This is a genomic window from Halobellus litoreus (assembly GCF_024464595.1).
In the GTDB taxonomy this organism is placed as follows: Archaea; Halobacteriota; Halobacteria; order Halobacteriales; family Haloferacaceae; genus Haloquadratum; species Haloquadratum litoreum.
In genome coordinates, this window is sequence record NZ_JANHAW010000003.1 from 148,192 (window position 1) to 164,122 (window position 15,931).

The window sequence follows — 15,931 nt, forward strand, 5'->3', positions numbered from 1 at the left end:
CCGACGCACGTCAGAAAATCGTCCCGGACGACTTGCTCAGACCGACGGGAGCTGTCGACGGATCCGGGCGATCTCGTCGTCCTCGGACTCGCTGCCCTCACCTTCGCCCGCGGAGATTTCGACGCCGCCCTCGGTCGACGCCTCGTCGCCGATGGATTTGTCCCACGCTTTCGTCCGGAGCACGCCGTTCTCGTCGAGTTCGAACTCGACGGCGATGTTCGGAACGCCGGCCTTCGCCTCGCGGATGTTGTCCAGCACGAACTCCTCGATCTTGTCGTTCTCCTCGGCGACGTCGGAGTCGCCCTGGTACACCTCGATCCGGGCGCGCGTCTGGTTGTCGCGCGTCGTCGAGTAGTTGTCCTCGGTGTGTCGGACCGGCAGCGACTCGTTCTTCTCGATGATTCGGCTGAACGATCCGTCCGCCAGACGGATCCCGATGCTGTCCGGCGCGACGGGGAAGATTCCGCCCTCCTCGCCCGGGAGTTCGTCGGGGTCCCGTTCCTCCCCTTCGAGTCCCCGCCGCCTGGAGATGATCGCGGCCTGCTTGGCGGCACCCTGTGCGACGGCCTCGTCGGGGTTGACCTCCTTGGAGGGCTCTTGGCCGAAGAAGTCCTCGACGGCGTCCTGCACCTGCGGCATCTTCGAGGAGCCGCCGACCAAGAGCACGGTGTCGATGTCGTCTTTCTCCGTGTCGTCGAGGTCGTCGAGCAGGCCCTGACAGACCTCCAGGGTCTTGTCGACGAGGTCGCTCGTGAGGTCCTCGAACGTCTCCCGCGTGATCGTCTGTTCGAGCGTCTCGTCCTCGACGATGAAGGGGATCCGGATCTCCGTCTCGTCGCCCGTCGAGAGCTTGTGTTTCGCTTCTTTGGCGGCCTGTTTGACGCGAATATTCGCCACGTGGTCGTCGCTGAGGTCGAAGCCGGTCTCCGCTTCGAACTCGGATTTCACGTGCTCGGCGAGGCGCTCGTCGAAGTCGTCGCCGCCGAGTTTCTGCTTGCCGTCGTTGCCCTGTACCTCGTAGAGGTCCGCCTCGTGGATGATCTCGACGATGCTGATGTCGAAGGTCCCGCCACCGAGGTCGTAGACGGCGACGGTCTCGATCGGATCGTCCCGGTCGCGAAGCCCGTAGGCGGCGCACGCGGCGCTCGGTTCGGGCAGCAGCCGAAGCACGTCGATGTCGGCGTACTTCGCCGCCGTCTCGGTCGCCCGCCGGGCCGGTTCGGGGAAGTCCGCCGGCACCGTGATGACGGCGCTGTCGGGTTCGGTTCCGAAGGAGGCTTCGGCCTTCTGGACGGCCTTTTTCAGAATCAGCCCCGAGACCATCTCGGGCGTGTACTCCTGCAGCGTGTAACTGTCGTCGTCAACGGCGAACGTGTAATCGGTCCCCATCTCCCGCTTGATAGACGTGACCGTCACGTCGGGATCCGTCTCGAGATAGCTCACGGCCTCGTCGCCGACGATCACCTTGTCGTCACCGGGCTCGAAGGTGACGACCGACCGCATCGTTCCATCGCCGTCGCCGTCGGCGACGTCGGGTAGTTCGCCGACCTTCTGGGCGGCGGCGCTGTTAGTCGTTCCGAGGTCGATTCCGATCGCAGTGGTCTCTGAAGACATATGGAGTGAACAGGGGAACCATTCTCTGGCTCTCATATGAATCTAATGGACAGTTCAAATAGACGTACAGTTCGGAATCCCACAAAAAGTGGCCCCACTCGTACTGATTACTCTCGCTTCTTTACCGCCGAGCGCCGTCAGCGGAGGTGGCGCCCCTCAGTAAGAGACGAGAGTAATCAGTATCACTCCTCGGCGACGAAGACCGCCGCCTTCTCACGGATCTCGCCGTCCATCTCGAACCCCGGTTCCATTACCTCCACGATCGTGTTCTTTTCGGCGTCGGTGTCGACCGTCCTCACGGCCTCGTGTCGCTCCCGATTCAGCTTCTCGCCCAGTTCGGGAACGATCGGGACGACGTCCTCCTCGTCCTCCAGCACCCTGTCGAACTCCTTGAGCGTCACTTCCACGCCGTCTTTGATGTCCTCGCCCTGTTCGAGCGCCCTGGCTAACGGCGACCGGACGTCCGCCAACATCCCCCTGACGAGATCCTCGCTCGCGTACTTGAGCTCCGATTCCAGTTTCTTGTCGAGTCGCTCTTTGTACCGCTCGATCTGCTTTTCCTTCTGCTCGATCCGCTCGTCGGCGCGTTCGCGTTCGCGCTCGGCCCGCTCGTGGGCCGCTTCGAGGGCTTCACCCCGTTCTTCGAGCTTCCGTTTCAGTTCCTCGTTGCGCGCTTGCAACGCCGAGACGTAGGCTTTCCGTGCCTCGACCAATTCGTGCGACGGCGTCACCGCCGCCACGGAGTCGTCCGCCTTGTCATCCCTCTTCCGCTCCTGAAGCTCTTGGAGCTCCCGCTCTGCGATCCTGAGACGCTCTTCGGCCGACGGCTCGACATCGGACTCTTCGGTTCCTGCTTCGTCTCCCGCCTCGTCGGTTTCCCGCTCCTCGCCAGGCTCGTCGGTTTCCGCCCCGTCGTCTGCCTCGTCGGTTTCCGGCCCCTCGCGAGCCACGTCCGGTTCTCCGTCGGATTCGTCACCGATCGATTTCGGGCTCGCGGAGCCGTCTGGACCGCCGGCCTCGGCGTTCCTGCTGCCGGTCGACGATGAAAAGTCCACTCTCGTAGTGGCCTCCCCCTCGGAGGATCCTCGGCCGGCGGTGTCGCCGTCGGCTGCCTTGGACGCCCCTTCCCGGCCGTCCTCGTTCCTGCGGTTCGCCGCCGACTCGCTTCCGTCCTCCGAGTTCGACGCCGATCCCGACTCCTGCGAATCGACCTTCCCGACCTCCCCGTCCGCCGTTCGGTCCGTATCGGCCGCCGTCTCCGAAGCGTCGTCCGCAGTCGCGCCCTCTCCCTCCGTCTGGGTCGACGAATCAGCCCCGTCGGCAGGACCCTCGGACGGGGGCCGATCACCGTGCTCCGTGTCGCGATCCGCGTCGGTGTCATCCATCGCCGACGGCTGGTCCGCTTCCGCCGCCCGACCTTCCGGTTCGCCGTCTCCCTGCCGGTCGTCGGCCGGACGGTCCCGCGTCTGCCCCGCCGCTTCCGGACGTTCGTCCGACTCTCCGCGTTCCTCGGCTGCCGTCTTTTCGGCGTCTTCACCGGTCGACGGCTCCTCACGCGACTCCGGTGGTCGTTCTCCCGCAGACGCTTCCGCGTCTCCGTGCTCGTCGTTCGATTCTGGCTGCTCCTCGTCGTCTGCAGGGCCGGGAGACATTATTCGATTGATAAGTCGGGTTATCAGGTTCGTTAGTAGCATTGTTCGGTCGAAACGTGAACGGGAGCGACCGGGGGCTCCGTTCACCGAAGTGCGCTGTCTGGGGGTGAATGGTTCCTCATCCGTTATAAACCCACAGATTTGATATCGAAATAACACTTCTGCTGTCGGCGTCCCGAGATCGCACGGAAGGCGGTCGACCGCCCGTTCTCTCCCGACCTCTCGGCCGGGGCCGCGTCCCGAAATCGGACTCGAACTCTCGGTCGAATGAATTTCTCGACCGGAGTCGATCACCTGACCCAACGACTATATGCGCTCCCGGTCGAACGTGTCGACACACGACACAATGAACGCGACCATCGGCGTCGTCGGCGGGATGGGTAACGAAGCCATGGCCGACCTGGCGGCCAACGTCGCCTCGCTCGACGGATCGGCAGACCACTCGTACGTGCTCTACGGCAACTCTCGGCAGGCGTTCACGCCCGAGGAGGCCGATCAGGAGTGGGAGGCTGGCGATCCCCCGCTGCTCCGGAAGCGAGCCACCGGCGAGTTCACGGCGGCGCTGCTGCAGAACCTCGGCGCGGCGCAGATCGGACTCTCCTGCAACGGTGCGCACCCGCTCTTTCGGGACATCTTCCGGGATCTCGACGCCGACTTCGTCGATATGATCGCCGAGACGGCGCGGGTCCCCGCCGTCGACGACGGCGTGCTCGTGTTGGGCACCTCGCGGACCCTGGAGAAACGGCTGTACGACGACGACCTGGAGGCCGCGGGCGTCGAGGCGTTCCAGCCGACCCCGCGGAACGTCGATCGGCTGATGGACGTCATCTACGATCCCGAGTTCGGCATCAAGACGGGCACGGTCACCGACCGGGCGGAGGACCTGCTCTGCGAACTCGTCCGCGAGGAGTGCGATCGACACCCCGCGATCGACACCGTCGTGCTCGGCTGCACGGAACTTCCCCTGGCGCTGACGCCGGAGTCCATCCCGCGGCTGAAGGAAGAGGGAGCCCTCCCGGAACACCTGACGTTCGTCGATCCAACCCAGGTGTTGGCCGAACGGCTCCTCGACGACGCCGACGACGCGGAACCGCCGTCGGTCTCCCTCGCTGTCGACGACAGTCCCCACCTCGATTACGACCCGCCGTTCGCCGCGCGCGTCGGGTCGCTCTCGGAGATGGTGACGCTGCAGTCGAACCTGATCGAGTGGACGATGGAGTACTTCGCGGACCGCGGGGCCAGCGTCGGCGGCAGTTACCTGCACCTCCCCACGCTGTTTTTCGTCGACTACGATCGGCCGATCCCCCTCGATCTCGACGCGCTCGATCTCACGGTGCAGGAGTACGATGCAATCCCGTCCGAACCCGACGACGCCATCGAACGCGCCTTAGAGCGGAACTTCGAACAGGTCTCTCACCTGCTCTGAACGGGGCGCGTCGACCGCGGCCCCGGCCCGCCGCGTCGCTTCCTACAGTACGCCTCCGAGGATTCCGACGGTGATGACCAGTCCCAGACAGACCACCGCCAGCCGGAGAAACGCCATCCCGTACGCCGTGTTCCGCGCCTTGTGCCGCGCCACGAGCTTGTAGTTCAGCAGCCGGGAGTACTGGAAAGCCGCCTCGGAGTCGATCGTCGTGTCCTCGTCGTACTCATCGATCCACACCTCGACCGCCGCCCTGAGATCCGCGGGCGAGTCGATTTCCGTCCGGCTGAACCGATCGAGGTCCGTCGGGTCGTCGTTCAGCCAGGGCAACCACTTGTGGTCGAGAAAGCGGTCCCCGACCCCGTCGCCGTAGAACCGCCGCGGCGCGAGCGAGTCGACGAGGTAGTACATACTCGCGAGCGTGGCCGCCACAGAGGCGAGCGCGAGGAGAATGAACCCGGCCCGGACCCCGGGCGTCTCCGACAGTCGTGGATACGCGAACGTCACCCACGTCCCCAGGGCGGCCAGGAGGAACGTGATGCCGACGATCGCGGTGTCGCCGATGTTGTCGAGGTTCGCGATCGACTGGAACGTCTCGTCTCCCTCGTCCCGAGCGATGGCGAGCGTCGGCTGGTCGACGGGCTCGGCCGTGTCTCTGTCGGTCTCCTCCTGCATTGTCGTCTCCGGCATCTCGGCGGACGGGTTTATATCCTGCCGGACGGGCCCCCCGTCCCGGCACCGTCGGTCCCCACGAGTTCCCCCGACCGCCGTCCGCCTGGTCCCGCGCTCGCGACAGCGTTAATTGAACGGCTTCGCTACTGCCGCGTGTGACTAGCGAACGACGAACACGCCTACGAGAACTCGGTATTGCCCCCGGACGGCTCCCGCCGGGCGAAGACAACGCGTTGACCGACGTTCCGGGCGTCGCCGTCGGCCACCGGACGCTGCACCGCGGCGCCCCCGACGACGAGCCCTGCCTCCGCACCGGCGCGTCGGTGATCGACCCCGCGGTCGATCGGGACGTGTACGAGAACCCCGTAACTGGCGCGACGTCCGTCCTGAACGGCTACGGCAAGTCGGTCGGCCTCCCGCAGGTCGACGAACTCGGCGAGATCGAGACGCCGATCGGCCTGACCAACACCCTCGACGTCTGGAGCGTCGCCGACGCCGTCGCGGGGCGCGCGCTCGAGCGCGACGCGTCGGTCACGTCCGTCAACCCAGTCGTCGGCGAGTGCAACGACGGCGTGCTCAACGACATCCGCGGCCGGCACGTCTCGGCGGCGCACGTCGAGGACGCCTTCGAGGCCGCGACGGAATCGAACACCCAAGAGGGCTGTGTCGGCGCGGGCGCGGGAACGACCGGATTCGGCTGGAAGGCCGGCATCGGCACGGCCTCGCGCCGCGTCGCCGATCACACGGTCGGCGCGCTCGTGCTCACGAACACCGGGAAGCCCGAGGACCTCCGAATCGACGGCCTGCACGTGGACCGCTACGTCGAGGCGTCGACCGAGGCGTCGTCTGCGGGAGGCTCGATTATGATGCTCGTCGGCACCGACGCGGCGCTCTCCTCGCGGCAGTTGGGCCGGGTCGTCGAGCGAACGGAACTCGGACTGGGCCGCGTCGGCGGCATCGCCCACCACGGCAGCGGCGACTTCGCGATCGGGTTCGCCAACGACCGCGGCGAGACGTTCTCAGACGGGGAGCTCACGCCGCTGTTCAGAGCGGCCATCGAGGCCACCGAAGAGGCGATCTACAACTCGCTCACCCGCGCCGAGACGACGGTCGGCATCGACGGAACCACCGTCGAAGCCCTGCCGCTCGACGCCGTCCGGCGGGCGGTAGAAGCCCGGGGACCTTCGAACCCGTAACGAAGCGCGATAGGGTACCTCGGCGACCACGGCGGTGACTAGGTCCCGCCTCCGTCCCCGTCCTGCCGATCCCTGAACCGCTCGACGGTCTCCCGGTCCGGCAAGGCGGCCATCGCGCCGCTCTCGGTGGTCGAAACCGCGGCCACGGCGTTCGCGAACCCGAGCGTCTCCGTCGGGTCGCTCCCGTCGACCATCGCCGTCAGCGCGCCGGCGAGGAACGCGTCCCCCGCGCCCGTCGCGTCGACGACATCGTCGAGTTCGTACCCCTCGTGGGACCACTCGCCGGCACCCCAGGGCGCGCTGGGACCGGCAACCGCCCGCGCTCCCGCCGCCCCTCGGGTGACGAGGACCGTGTCGGGGCCCGCCTCCAGGAGCCGCTGGCCGAACGCTTCCTCGTCGACCGGGACGCCGGTCGGCTCGAAATCTGCCGGCGTCGCCTTCAGCACGTCGGTCAACGAGAGCATCCGCTCGATCGTCGGCGTCGGGTCCTCCGACCAGAGGTCCGCGCGGGTGTTCGGATCGAACACGACCCGGCAGCCGGCGTCCCGAGCCCGTTCGGCGAGGTCGAACACCGCCGATCGAGACGGGTCGTCGGTCAGGGCCACGCCGCCGACGACGACCCACCCGACGTCCGATAGCGTCCCCTCGCCGACGTCGTCGGTCCCGATGTGAACGTCGGCGGTGTCCTCGCGGAAGAACGTGAAACTCCGATCGCCGGCTTGGTCGTGACTCACGAACGCCAGCGCCGTCGGATGGTCGCTCCGCGTCACGAACCGGTCTGGCACTCCCTCGTCTTCGAGGGCCGACGCGAGGAAATCTCCGAAGCCGTCGGTCGAGAGGTTCGTACAGAGCCACGGTGGTGTCTCGAGTCGGGCCAGCGCGACCGCTACGTTCGCGGGTGCGCCGCCCGCCCGACGGTCGAACGATTCGACTTCGCCGAGGGGTCCGGGCGTCGCCGGAATAAAGTCTACGAGCGTCTCCCCGGCAACGATGATCGAACGGTCAGTCATTCGTCGGACGGTGCGTTGCGGCCGGACGACAGACTGCTGCCGGCACAGTGACGGTTCGCGCTGACCGGTGCGGTTTCCGAGTCCCGTCGCAACGTGGTGGGCGCTCTCTGGAACGCTTCCCCGCGGTTCTTTCCGAAACGCGTCATATTGCCTATATATTCTCCACAGACGTTATTAGCTCTTGTCGTCGTGTATTCGCGGACCGTTGCTCCGACCCGACTGGATCGAACTGTGCGGAGGGCCGACTCAGCGTGAGCCGAACAGTCTGGTTCTAATTTTCAGATATAATTACTGATAAGATTCGTTATGATATGTTTGTAAATTACTGTACCTGAACCCAGATAAAAAATAAATTTTGAGAATTAAGCGGAGAAACCACTAAAAATATGTGTATATTCTTCCCAAAATAAAAAATATGTGCAGTAAGACTCACGCCCGATATACAATTTATTTCAGGTAAGTCAATAAAAATATAAGATATCGTGTATGAACCCTTCCGGACGCTCTTCACCGTGTTCTCCAAATTTGTAACAAACGTACACAAGTTATTCTCGACGACGTCCCCGATCCGACAAGGGGGCGAAATCGCTCACGCACTGGCGAGTTCCACCTGCACGGATTTCGTCGTGCTCAGCACCTGTCCCGTGACGTCCTCTTCCAAGTATCGACCGTTGAGACGGTCCACCGGTCCGCAGACCCCCAGCGCGGCGGTCCGATACTCTCCGTTCGACGGGATCGGGGCTGCGACGCCGACGACACCCTCGTGGTGTTCACCTCTGCAGAACGAAATCCCGTCGTCTCGGACGCGACGCAGCTCCGTCGTGAGTTCCTCGCGATCCGTGATGGTCGCGTCAGTATACGCCTCGCGGTTCAGTCGGTCGAGCACAGTTCTGAGATCCTCGTCCGAGAGCGACGCCAGGAGACATTTCCCCGGCGCGGTGACGTGAAGCGGCAGTCTCTCGCCGACACCGAACGGTTGCGTCCAAAGCGTGTCCCCCTCGGCAATGTGGATCGGAATCGCGCTCTCTTCCTCCCTCACGAACAGCGTCGCGGTCTCGCCGGTCGCCGCGGCCAGATTGTCCACGGCCTCTTTGGTTTCCTGGTAGATTCCCACGTCGCTCCGGACCCCTGATCCCAATCTCAGTAGACTCAGCGACGGTCCGTATCGACCGTCACGCTTCGTCACGTACCCGTGTGCGCGGAGCGTGGCGAGGTGATTGTGGACGACACTCTTCGCCACGTCCACCTCTCGTGAGAGGGCTGTGACTCCCATCGACTCCGGTGCGTCGACGAGGGTTTCCAATATCCGGAGCGACGTTCCGGTCGCTTCGACAGCGTACTTCGGTGATTCGTCCATTTCGTTCGTCAGTACGAAGGCCGCCGCCTAAAATTTGTTCACCACTGCAGAACGGACGGCGGGGCATCGTACAGCACCGGACTGGCCGAAGTATATAATGATTGTTAATGCCACAGCAAATATCGAACGAAATCACCGTGAATACTACTTGTTCTGCTCTACTGAACAGTTGGCGGGGGCCAGCGTCTCAACTCCTCCGTCGATCGATTACGGGACGGCAGGCTCGGCGGTCCCCCCTCGAAATCGCGACCATCTGGGCGCTAACAGGATCTCGACGCACAGGCCGCAAAAGGGTGGCACTCACTCGGCATCCGGGATTACGACGTGCTTCAGCCCCTCGGTGTTCGCCATCCGATCGAACGCCCACGGGAGGTCGTCCAGGCCGATCCGATCCGTGACGATCGGATCCACCTCGACCCGTCCGTGCGTCAGCAACGTCACCGCTCGCTCGAAGTCAGCCGTCGTCAGCGAGTAGGACCCGCGGTAGTCCACCTCGTCGAAGTACACATCGAAGGGACTGATCTCAAGGGTCTCGTCTTGGGCCGGGACGCCGAAGACGAGGGTCGACCCGCCCTTCGCTGTCACCGCGTTGGCCTGCCGGATCGTCGGAGCGAGGCCGATCGCCTCGACGCCGACGTCGACGGGGCCGTCCGCGGCGTCCTCGATCGCCGCGACCGGATCAGTGACCGCCTCGGGATCGACGACAGCGTCGGCACCCAGGTCAGCGGCGAGCTCCCGCCTGGTGTCGTCGAGTTCCGAGACCACGATCGGCGCGGCACCGACGTTGCGGAACGCCTGGAGCAACAGGAGGCCGATCGGGCCCGCGCCGACGATGGCGACGCTGTCCCCGGGCTCGCTGTCGACCTGCGACACGCCGTGGAGGGCGCAGGCGAGCGGTTCGGCCAGGGAGGCCCGCGTGAACGACAGTTCCCCGATTCCCTCGACGTTCGTCTCTGGAACCCGGACGTACTCCGCGAAGGCCCCGTCGACGACGGTGTCCGCGGCTCCGCCGATACTCGTGTTGTTCTCACAAAGGTGCGTCTCCCCGCGTTTACAGTACGTACAGGCGTTACACGGGATCGTCGGGTTGATCGCGACGCGGTCACCTGACTCGTACCGCAAGACGTCGTCGCCGACGTCGACGACGGTCCCCGCGCTCTCGTGTCCCGGTACCAGCGGGGTCTCCACACTGAAGGATCCGCGATACAGGTGATAGTCCGTCATACAGACGCCACACGCCCCGATTCGGATCAGCAATTCGTCGTCGGCCGGAATCGGCCGATCGCGTTCCCGCACTTCGACCGATCCGACGTCGGTTAGCGTCGCTGCGCGCATCAGGGATCCGTGCTCCGGTGCCGCTCTGCGGTGGTTCTGCCTCGATTCCGTCGGTGGGATCGGTTTCTCGGTCTCATACTGTTGAAATCGCCGCGCTGGTTCCGTCGACTGCGGTCGGTTCTGTCGAGCGACGCATACTCTGCTAACGGCTGCCGCTGAAGCAAGGTATTCACATCTCCTATTAAAATATTTCTCCGCTCGTCGGTCGAAGCTGACGAGATCGAACTGTTGGATCACCCGCCACTACCGACTTCTCCGTATCACTACGTGTAGAACAGTTGATTAATGAATAGTTTTATTATTAATGGATAATTCGATACGGCACGAGGTCGACGACTATGACAAGCAAACGCAACGGGCAGAGACGGCGTAATTTTCTAAAAGCGACGGGCGTCGGACTCCTCGGTGGTCTCGCAGGTTGTACGCGCGGCGGCAGCAGCGGTAGCGGGGACGGCTCCGGGGACGGAACCTCGGGGACCAGCGGCGGTGACAGCGGCGGTGGCGGCGACAGCGGATCCGGCGACAGCGGGTCGGAGGAACTCGCGATTCCGCTGAGCGAGTACGAGAGCGCGGACATCGACTGGCGGCAGTTCGAGGGGTCGACAATCAACATCGGCGCGGTCCAACACGCGTGGGTGGACGCCATCCGGCCGGCGATTCCGGTGTTCGAGGAACTGACCGGCATCGACGTCGTCTGGAACGTCCTGCCGGAACAGGAGTTCCGAACGAAGCGCCTCACCGACGTGAGTACCGGCGCCGGCGAGTGGGACGTGTTCTTCCTGGACCAGGTCGTCAACCAGTTCCGCGAGTCGGGGTGGCTGCAGGCGCTCGACCCCTATTTCGAGGACGACAGTATGTACGATGAGGAGTGGTACGGGATGGACGACCTCTTCGAGGCCACGCGGTGGCAAGCACACGGCGGGGGGTACAGCGACACGTGGACCGGGATGCCCATCACTGTCGAGGTCCAGACCCAGTTCTACCGCACGGACCTCTACGACGAGTACGACCTGGAAGTCGCCGAGACGTTAGAGGAGTTCCGATCGAACGCCCAGACCATCCACGAGAACGAGTCTGACGTCGTCGGGACCGTCGGGCGCGGCCAACAGGGGTATGGGATGAACATCTACATCCTCAACACGTTCATCCGCCAGTTCGGCGCCGAACTCTGGGACAGCTATCCGGGCAACTCCGGACTGGACTCCGAGGGAGCGATTTCCGCCGCGGAGTGGTACGTGAACCTCCTCCAGGACTACGGTCCCGAGGGCGCGTCCAGCCAGGTCTGGTCCGACGTGCTCTCGACGATGCAGTCGGGTAACGCCGGCCACATCGTCTCGGACGCCAACTTGTTCTGGCCGGGTCTCACCAACCCAGAATCCTCGGACGTGGCCGACCGGATCGCCGTCGCGAAGGCGCCGGCACCGGCCGACGGGCAGTTCTCGCCGAACGCCTTCGCGTGGCAGATCGCAACTTCACAGAACGCCGACAACTCCGAGCAGGCGTTCCTGTTCATGCTCTGGGCGTCCTCGGAACCGACCAACACGTGGATGCACGTCGAGAACAACGCCGGGTTCTCGGTGCGCCAGTCGACGTGGGAGAACGAGGAGTACCGCTCCCGCGTCGGCGACAACTTCGCGCAGGTCACGCTGGAGTCCCTGCAGGAAGCCGCGCCGGACCCCTTCGACAGCCAGTACCCCGAGTGGGGACAGACCTATTCCGAGGAGCTGCAGACGGCAATCGGCGGCAACCAGAGCGCCGAGGAAGCGATGGCGAGCGCCGCGTCGGCGGCCGAAGACATCGCCAGCGAGTAAGACGGCGGGAACTCTCCAAGCCACCCAATGAGTACACAGACTCAAACCACATCACAGGCCCCATCGGGACTGGCCAGGCTTCGGGAACTGTGGAACGAGTACCTCCCGTACTGGTTCATCACGCCGATGGTGCTCGTGATGCTACTGATCACTATCTTCCCGGGCGCGTACGACCTGTATCTGAGCCTGGTCAAGTATCAGCTCACCGACCCGAACACGATCGGCCAGTTCAACGGCTTGGCGAACTACCGGCGGGTCTTCACGAGCGGCGGCGCGATCAACTCGTTCGTGGTCACGATCACGTTCGTCGCCGGAGCGCTGGCGCTCGAGACAGGCATCGGGTTCGTCCTCGCGGCGCTCGTGACCGGCGTCGAGTCGGATCGGATGAAGACCTTCTACCGAATCGTCTTCATCATCCCGATGGCCGTCGCGCCCGTCTCGCTCGCCACGATCGGGCGGGTGATGCTGAACACCGAAATCGGAATCATTCCGTACCTCATTCAGCAGCTTACGCCGTTCGCGGCGCCGAACTTCCTCAGCGACGTGCCGCTCTTGACGGTGATCCTGGTCGATACGTGGAACTGGACGCCGTTTATGTTCATCATCTTCTACGCGGGGATGTCGTCCGTCCCGAAGACGCTCCTCGAGGCGTCGCGCGTGGACGGCGCGCCGATGTGGCGGCGGTACGTCCACGTCATCATCCCGTATATGAAGCCGGTGCTGTTCGTGGCCATCCTGATCCGGCTGATCGACCTGTTCCGAACCTTCGGGCTGGTGTTCAGCCTCACCAGCGGCGGCCCGGGAACCGCGACGGAGTTGGTGAGCATCAACATCTTCCAGACCGGGTTCACGTTCGTCGACCTGGGAGGCGCGGCGGCGATCGCCATCGTCTACCTCGTCGGCATCATCGCGCTGTGTAACATCCTGATCATCAAAGTCGGGTTCGAGGGGGTGTGGGACTGATGGCGACCGTCGACGACCCACAACAGCCCGACAGCCGGATGTCGAAGACGACCCGGGAGCGACTCGTCTCGCTCGGGCGACACGCCGCGTTGCTCGGGTGGTCCCTCGTGGTCCTGTTCCCGCTGTACTGGATCGTCTCGATGTCGCTGAAGCCGCCCAGCGCGGCCATCTCTCTGCCGCCGGATTGGGTCTTCCTGCCGACGGTTTACAACTACATCCAACTGCTCCAGCAGTCGAGCTTCGTCAACGCGTTCTTCAACAGCGTGTTTATGGTCAGCGCCTCGGTGATCGTCGTCCTGCTGATCGGGGTGCCGGCGGCGTACGTGCTCTCGCGGTACGACATCCCGAGGCAGCGGGACGTCCTCGTGTGGATCCTCTCCTCGCGGATGCTCCCGCCCGTCGCCGTCATCATCCCGTTCTTCGTGATCTTCAGGGCGCTGAACCTCTACGACACCCGGATCGGGATGATCTTTATGTACATCACGATCAACATCTCGCTGGTCGTGTGGGTGATGAAGGCCTTCTTCGACGGCATTCCCGAGACGCTCGAGGAGGCCGCCCGCGTCGACGGCGCGACGCGGTTCCAGGCGTTCCGAAAGGTGATCCTGCCGGCGGCGAAGCCCGGCATCTTCTCGGTCGCGATCATCAGCTTCATCTTCGCCTGGATCGAACTGCTGTTCTCGCTGGTGCTGACGAACAACAACGCGGTGACGGTGACGATGCAGGTGTACCAGTTCATCGGCGTGCGACAGATCGAGTGGGGGATGCTCGCGGCGGCGACCACCGCGACGATCATCCCCGTCGTCCTGTTCGTCATCGCTGTCAACAAGTATCTCGCTGCCGGACTCAGCTTCGGCGTGGTGATCAAAGAATGAGCGCTCTACGCAGACGGCCGGCCGAATCGCCTCCGAACCGACTTCCCGACACGGCGGGGAGCGACCGACCGACGGGAGGGACGCGATGGCGAAAGTAGACCTCGACGACGTCACGAAACGCTTCGGCTCCGGCGGGGACGAGGTCGTGGCAGTCGACGACGTCTCTCTCGAAATCGACGACGGCGAGTTCGTCGTGTTCGTCGGTCCCTCCGGCAGCGGCAAGTCGACGCTGTTGCGGATCGTCGCCGGACTGGAGAAACAGACCACGGGCGACGTGGTCATCGGCGACACGGTCGTCAGCGAACTGGGGCCGCGGGCGCGCGACATCGCGATGGTGTTCCAGAACTACGCGCTGTACCCCAATATGACCGTCGAGGAGAATATGGCGTTCGGGCTCAAGATGTCGACGGATATGTCCGACGACGAGATCGAGACCCGGGTCCGCGAGACGGCCGAGAAGATGGGGATCGGCCGACTGCTCGACAACACGCCCGGAGAGATGTCCGGCGGCCAGCAACAGCGCGTGGCGCTCGGGCGGGCGATCGTCCGCAACCCGGACGTGTTCCTGATGGACGAGCCGCTCTCGAACCTCGACGCGAAGCTCCGGACGGAGATGCGGACCGAGATCAACCGCCTCCAGAACGAACTCGGCGTCACGACGCTGTACGTCACCCACGACCAGACGGAGGCGATGACGATGGGCGACCGGCTCGTCGTCCTCAACTACGGCGAACTCCAACAGGTCGGTACCCCGTTGGAGTGCTTCTACCGGCCGGCGAACCGGTTCGTCGCCGGCTTCCTCGGGTCGCCGTCGATGAACTTCTTCGAGGGCCAGGTCGAGGGCGGGACGCTCCGACTCGACGGCTTCGACTTTGATCTGACCCAGGAGATGCAGGCGTCGGCCCGGAGCCGCAACGCCCTCGTTTTGGGTGTCCGCCCCGAAGACGCGAAAATCCACGACAGCTCCCGAGCCAGTCACGAGCTCGAAGCCACGGTCGACGTCGTCGAGCCGATGGGCAGCATCTCGTACGTCTACCTCCGCCCCGCGGGTCAGGACGGCGACCGGACCTTCATCGTCGAGACCGACGGTCAGCGCGCGATCACCGAAGGACAGTCGGTGTACGTCGAGATCCCCGACAGAGACATCCACCTGTTCGACGCCGAGGCGGGCGAGACCATCCACCAACGCAAACTCGGCACGGACGCCGAAGTCACGCTCGAAGGCCAGACGTAAGCCTCGGATGGCTCGGGGACCGACTCCCGGTTTTCCGATCCCTTCCCACGTCGATCGCGCGACGCCATCGACACCTCGTCGACCACACCGAACGATTTAGGAACGCACGAAAACATTCCCACGTCACGAACTATGTCAGACACGGACATCACCCACTACGAGACACGCAAGGCAATCTGTGAGTACGGTCGGAGCCTGCTGGAGGACGATCTGACCACCGGAACCGGCGGCAACCTCAGTGCTCGACTCGACGAGCACCACGTCGCGATCAGCCCCTCGGGGATCCCATACGAGGAGATCGATCCGTCCGACGTGCCGATCGTCGACACCGACGGCAACGTCGTCGAGGGCGAGGTCGAGCCCTCCACGGAGGTCCCGATGCACTTGGCGGTCTACCGGGAGCGTCCGGACGTCGGCGGTGTGGTCCACACCCACTCGCCGTACGCCACGACGTTCGCCTCCCTCGGGGAGTCGATCCCGGCCTCGCATTACCTCATCGCGTTCACGGGCACGGAGGTCCCGGCCTCGGAGTACGCGACGCACGCGACGGCGGACCTCGGCGAGGCCGCGGTCGACGCCCTCGGGGACTCCTACAACGCGACGCTGCTTCGCAACCACGGCGTGTTGACCGCGGACGACTCCCTCGAAGACGCCTACAACGTCGCGCTGATGGTGGAGTACTGCGCCCGAATCCACTACCAGGCCCGCGCTATCGGCGACCCGGAGATCCTCCCGGACGAGGAGATCGATCGCCTGAGTGGCAAACTGAACAATTACGGGCAGTGACCG

Annotated in this window: 13 protein-coding genes; 7 read left to right on the forward strand and 6 right to left on the reverse strand. The window is 64.5% G+C overall.

The features are described from left to right. Positions 1–36: 36 nt before the first annotated feature. Together NO360_RS15070 and grpE are read right to left on the reverse strand one after the other, a co-directional pair. On the reverse strand, positions 37–1,614 hold the full coding sequence (locus NO360_RS15070; protein WP_256308668.1) for an Hsp70 family protein: 1,578 nt from the start codon (positions 1,612–1,614) through the stop codon (positions 37–39). Between the two features lie 182 nt (positions 1,615–1,796). Further along, entirely contained in the window at positions 1,797–3,266 is a 1,470-nt protein-coding gene (gene grpE / locus NO360_RS15075; RefSeq protein WP_256308669.1) for a nucleotide exchange factor GrpE, read from the reverse strand. A 346-nt stretch (positions 3,267–3,612) separates the two neighbouring features. On the opposite strand from grpE, the gene NO360_RS15080 reads away from it, so the two are divergent. Beyond that, entirely contained in the window at positions 3,613–4,692 is a 1,080-nt protein-coding gene (locus NO360_RS15080; RefSeq protein ID WP_256308670.1) for an aspartate/glutamate racemase family protein, read from the forward strand. A 42-nt stretch (positions 4,693–4,734) separates the two neighbouring features. On the opposite strand, the gene NO360_RS15085 is transcribed toward NO360_RS15080, so the two are convergent. Next, a complete protein-coding gene (locus NO360_RS15085) occupies positions 4,735–5,364 on the reverse strand; it encodes a hypothetical protein (protein WP_256308671.1) in 630 nt (209 codons plus the stop codon). 152 nt (positions 5,365–5,516) lie between these two features. Between NO360_RS15085 and NO360_RS15090 the strand changes: the two genes are divergently transcribed. Beyond that, complete coding sequence (locus NO360_RS15090) at positions 5,517–6,557, forward strand: P1 family peptidase (RefSeq protein ID WP_256308672.1); 1,041 nt, start codon at positions 5,517–5,519, stop codon at positions 6,555–6,557. 38 nt (positions 6,558–6,595) lie between these two features. Here the strand turns inward: NO360_RS15090 and NO360_RS15095 are convergent, their stop codons facing one another. From NO360_RS15095 to NO360_RS15105, 3 genes are all read right to left on the reverse strand, one after another. After that, positions 6,596–7,567 carry a carbohydrate kinase family protein gene (locus NO360_RS15095; protein ID WP_256308673.1) on the reverse strand — a complete coding sequence of 324 codons (972 nt, stop codon included), beginning with the start codon at positions 7,565–7,567 and terminating at the stop codon, positions 6,596–6,598. A gap of 589 nt (positions 7,568–8,156) precedes the next feature. Then, positions 8,157–8,924 carry an IclR family transcriptional regulator gene (locus NO360_RS15100; RefSeq protein WP_256308674.1) on the reverse strand — a complete coding sequence of 256 codons (768 nt, stop codon included), beginning with the start codon at positions 8,922–8,924 and terminating at the stop codon, positions 8,157–8,159. 300 nt (positions 8,925–9,224) lie between these two features. After that, on the reverse strand, positions 9,225–10,259 hold the full coding sequence (locus NO360_RS15105) for an alcohol dehydrogenase catalytic domain-containing protein (RefSeq protein ID WP_256308675.1): 1,035 nt from the start codon (positions 10,257–10,259) through the stop codon (positions 9,225–9,227). 338 nt (positions 10,260–10,597) lie between these two features. Between NO360_RS15105 and NO360_RS15110 the strand changes: the two genes are divergently transcribed. The 5 genes from NO360_RS15110 to NO360_RS15130 all read left to right on the forward strand — a co-directional run bounded on the left by NO360_RS15110 (position 10,598) and on the right by NO360_RS15130 (position 15,928). Beyond that, positions 10,598–12,070: an extracellular solute-binding protein gene (locus NO360_RS15110; RefSeq protein WP_256308676.1), complete on the forward strand. Its 1,473-nt coding sequence runs from the start codon at positions 10,598–10,600 to the stop codon at positions 12,068–12,070. Positions 12,071–12,097: 27 nt separating this feature from the next. Then, the gene (locus NO360_RS15115; RefSeq protein ID WP_256308677.1) at positions 12,098–13,033 is read left to right on the forward strand and encodes a carbohydrate ABC transporter permease; all 936 of its coding nucleotides are present in this window, start codon (positions 12,098–12,100) and stop codon (positions 13,031–13,033) included. After that, complete coding sequence (locus NO360_RS15120) at positions 13,033–13,908, forward strand: carbohydrate ABC transporter permease (protein WP_256308678.1); 876 nt, start codon at positions 13,033–13,035, stop codon at positions 13,906–13,908. The genes NO360_RS15115 and NO360_RS15120 overlap by 1 nt, the downstream gene beginning before the upstream one ends. 85 nt (positions 13,909–13,993) lie before the next feature. After that, positions 13,994–15,142: an ABC transporter ATP-binding protein gene (locus tag NO360_RS15125; protein WP_256308679.1), complete on the forward strand. Its 1,149-nt coding sequence runs from the start codon at positions 13,994–13,996 to the stop codon at positions 15,140–15,142. 132 nt (positions 15,143–15,274) lie between these two features. After that, on the forward strand, positions 15,275–15,928 hold the full coding sequence (locus NO360_RS15130; RefSeq protein ID WP_256308680.1) for a class II aldolase/adducin family protein: 654 nt from the start codon (positions 15,275–15,277) through the stop codon (positions 15,926–15,928). The last annotated feature ends 3 nt before the right edge of the window (positions 15,929–15,931 follow it).

Excerpts from the sequence above, each read along its gene's own strand:
- NO360_RS15070 (WP_256308668.1), bottom strand. The coding sequence starts at position 1,614 with ATGTCTTCAGAGACCACTGCGATCGGAATCGACCTCGGAACGACTAAC.
- grpE (WP_256308669.1), bottom strand. The coding sequence starts at position 3,266 with ATGTCTCCCGGCCCTGCAGACGACGAGGAGCAGCCAGAATCGAACGAC.
- NO360_RS15080 (WP_256308670.1), top strand. The coding sequence starts at position 3,613 with ATGAACGCGACCATCGGCGTCGTCGGCGGGATGGGTAACGAAGCCATG.
- NO360_RS15085 (WP_256308671.1), bottom strand. The coding sequence starts at position 5,364 with ATGCAGGAGGAGACCGACAGAGACACGGCCGAGCCCGTCGACCAGCCG.
- NO360_RS15095 (WP_256308673.1), bottom strand. The coding sequence starts at position 7,567 with ATGACTGACCGTTCGATCATCGTTGCCGGGGAGACGCTCGTAGACTTT.
- NO360_RS15100 (WP_256308674.1), bottom strand. The coding sequence starts at position 8,924 with ATGGACGAATCACCGAAGTACGCTGTCGAAGCGACCGGAACGTCGCTC.
- NO360_RS15105 (WP_256308675.1), bottom strand. The coding sequence starts at position 10,259 with ATGCGCGCAGCGACGCTAACCGACGTCGGATCGGTCGAAGTGCGGGAA.
- NO360_RS15110 (WP_256308676.1), top strand. The coding sequence starts at position 10,598 with ATGACAAGCAAACGCAACGGGCAGAGACGGCGTAATTTTCTAAAAGCG.
- NO360_RS15115 (WP_256308677.1), top strand. The coding sequence starts at position 12,098 with ATGAGTACACAGACTCAAACCACATCACAGGCCCCATCGGGACTGGCC.
- NO360_RS15120 (WP_256308678.1), top strand. The coding sequence starts at position 13,033 with ATGGCGACCGTCGACGACCCACAACAGCCCGACAGCCGGATGTCGAAG.
- NO360_RS15125 (WP_256308679.1), top strand. The coding sequence starts at position 13,994 with ATGGCGAAAGTAGACCTCGACGACGTCACGAAACGCTTCGGCTCCGGC.
- NO360_RS15130 (WP_256308680.1), top strand. The coding sequence starts at position 15,275 with ATGTCAGACACGGACATCACCCACTACGAGACACGCAAGGCAATCTGT.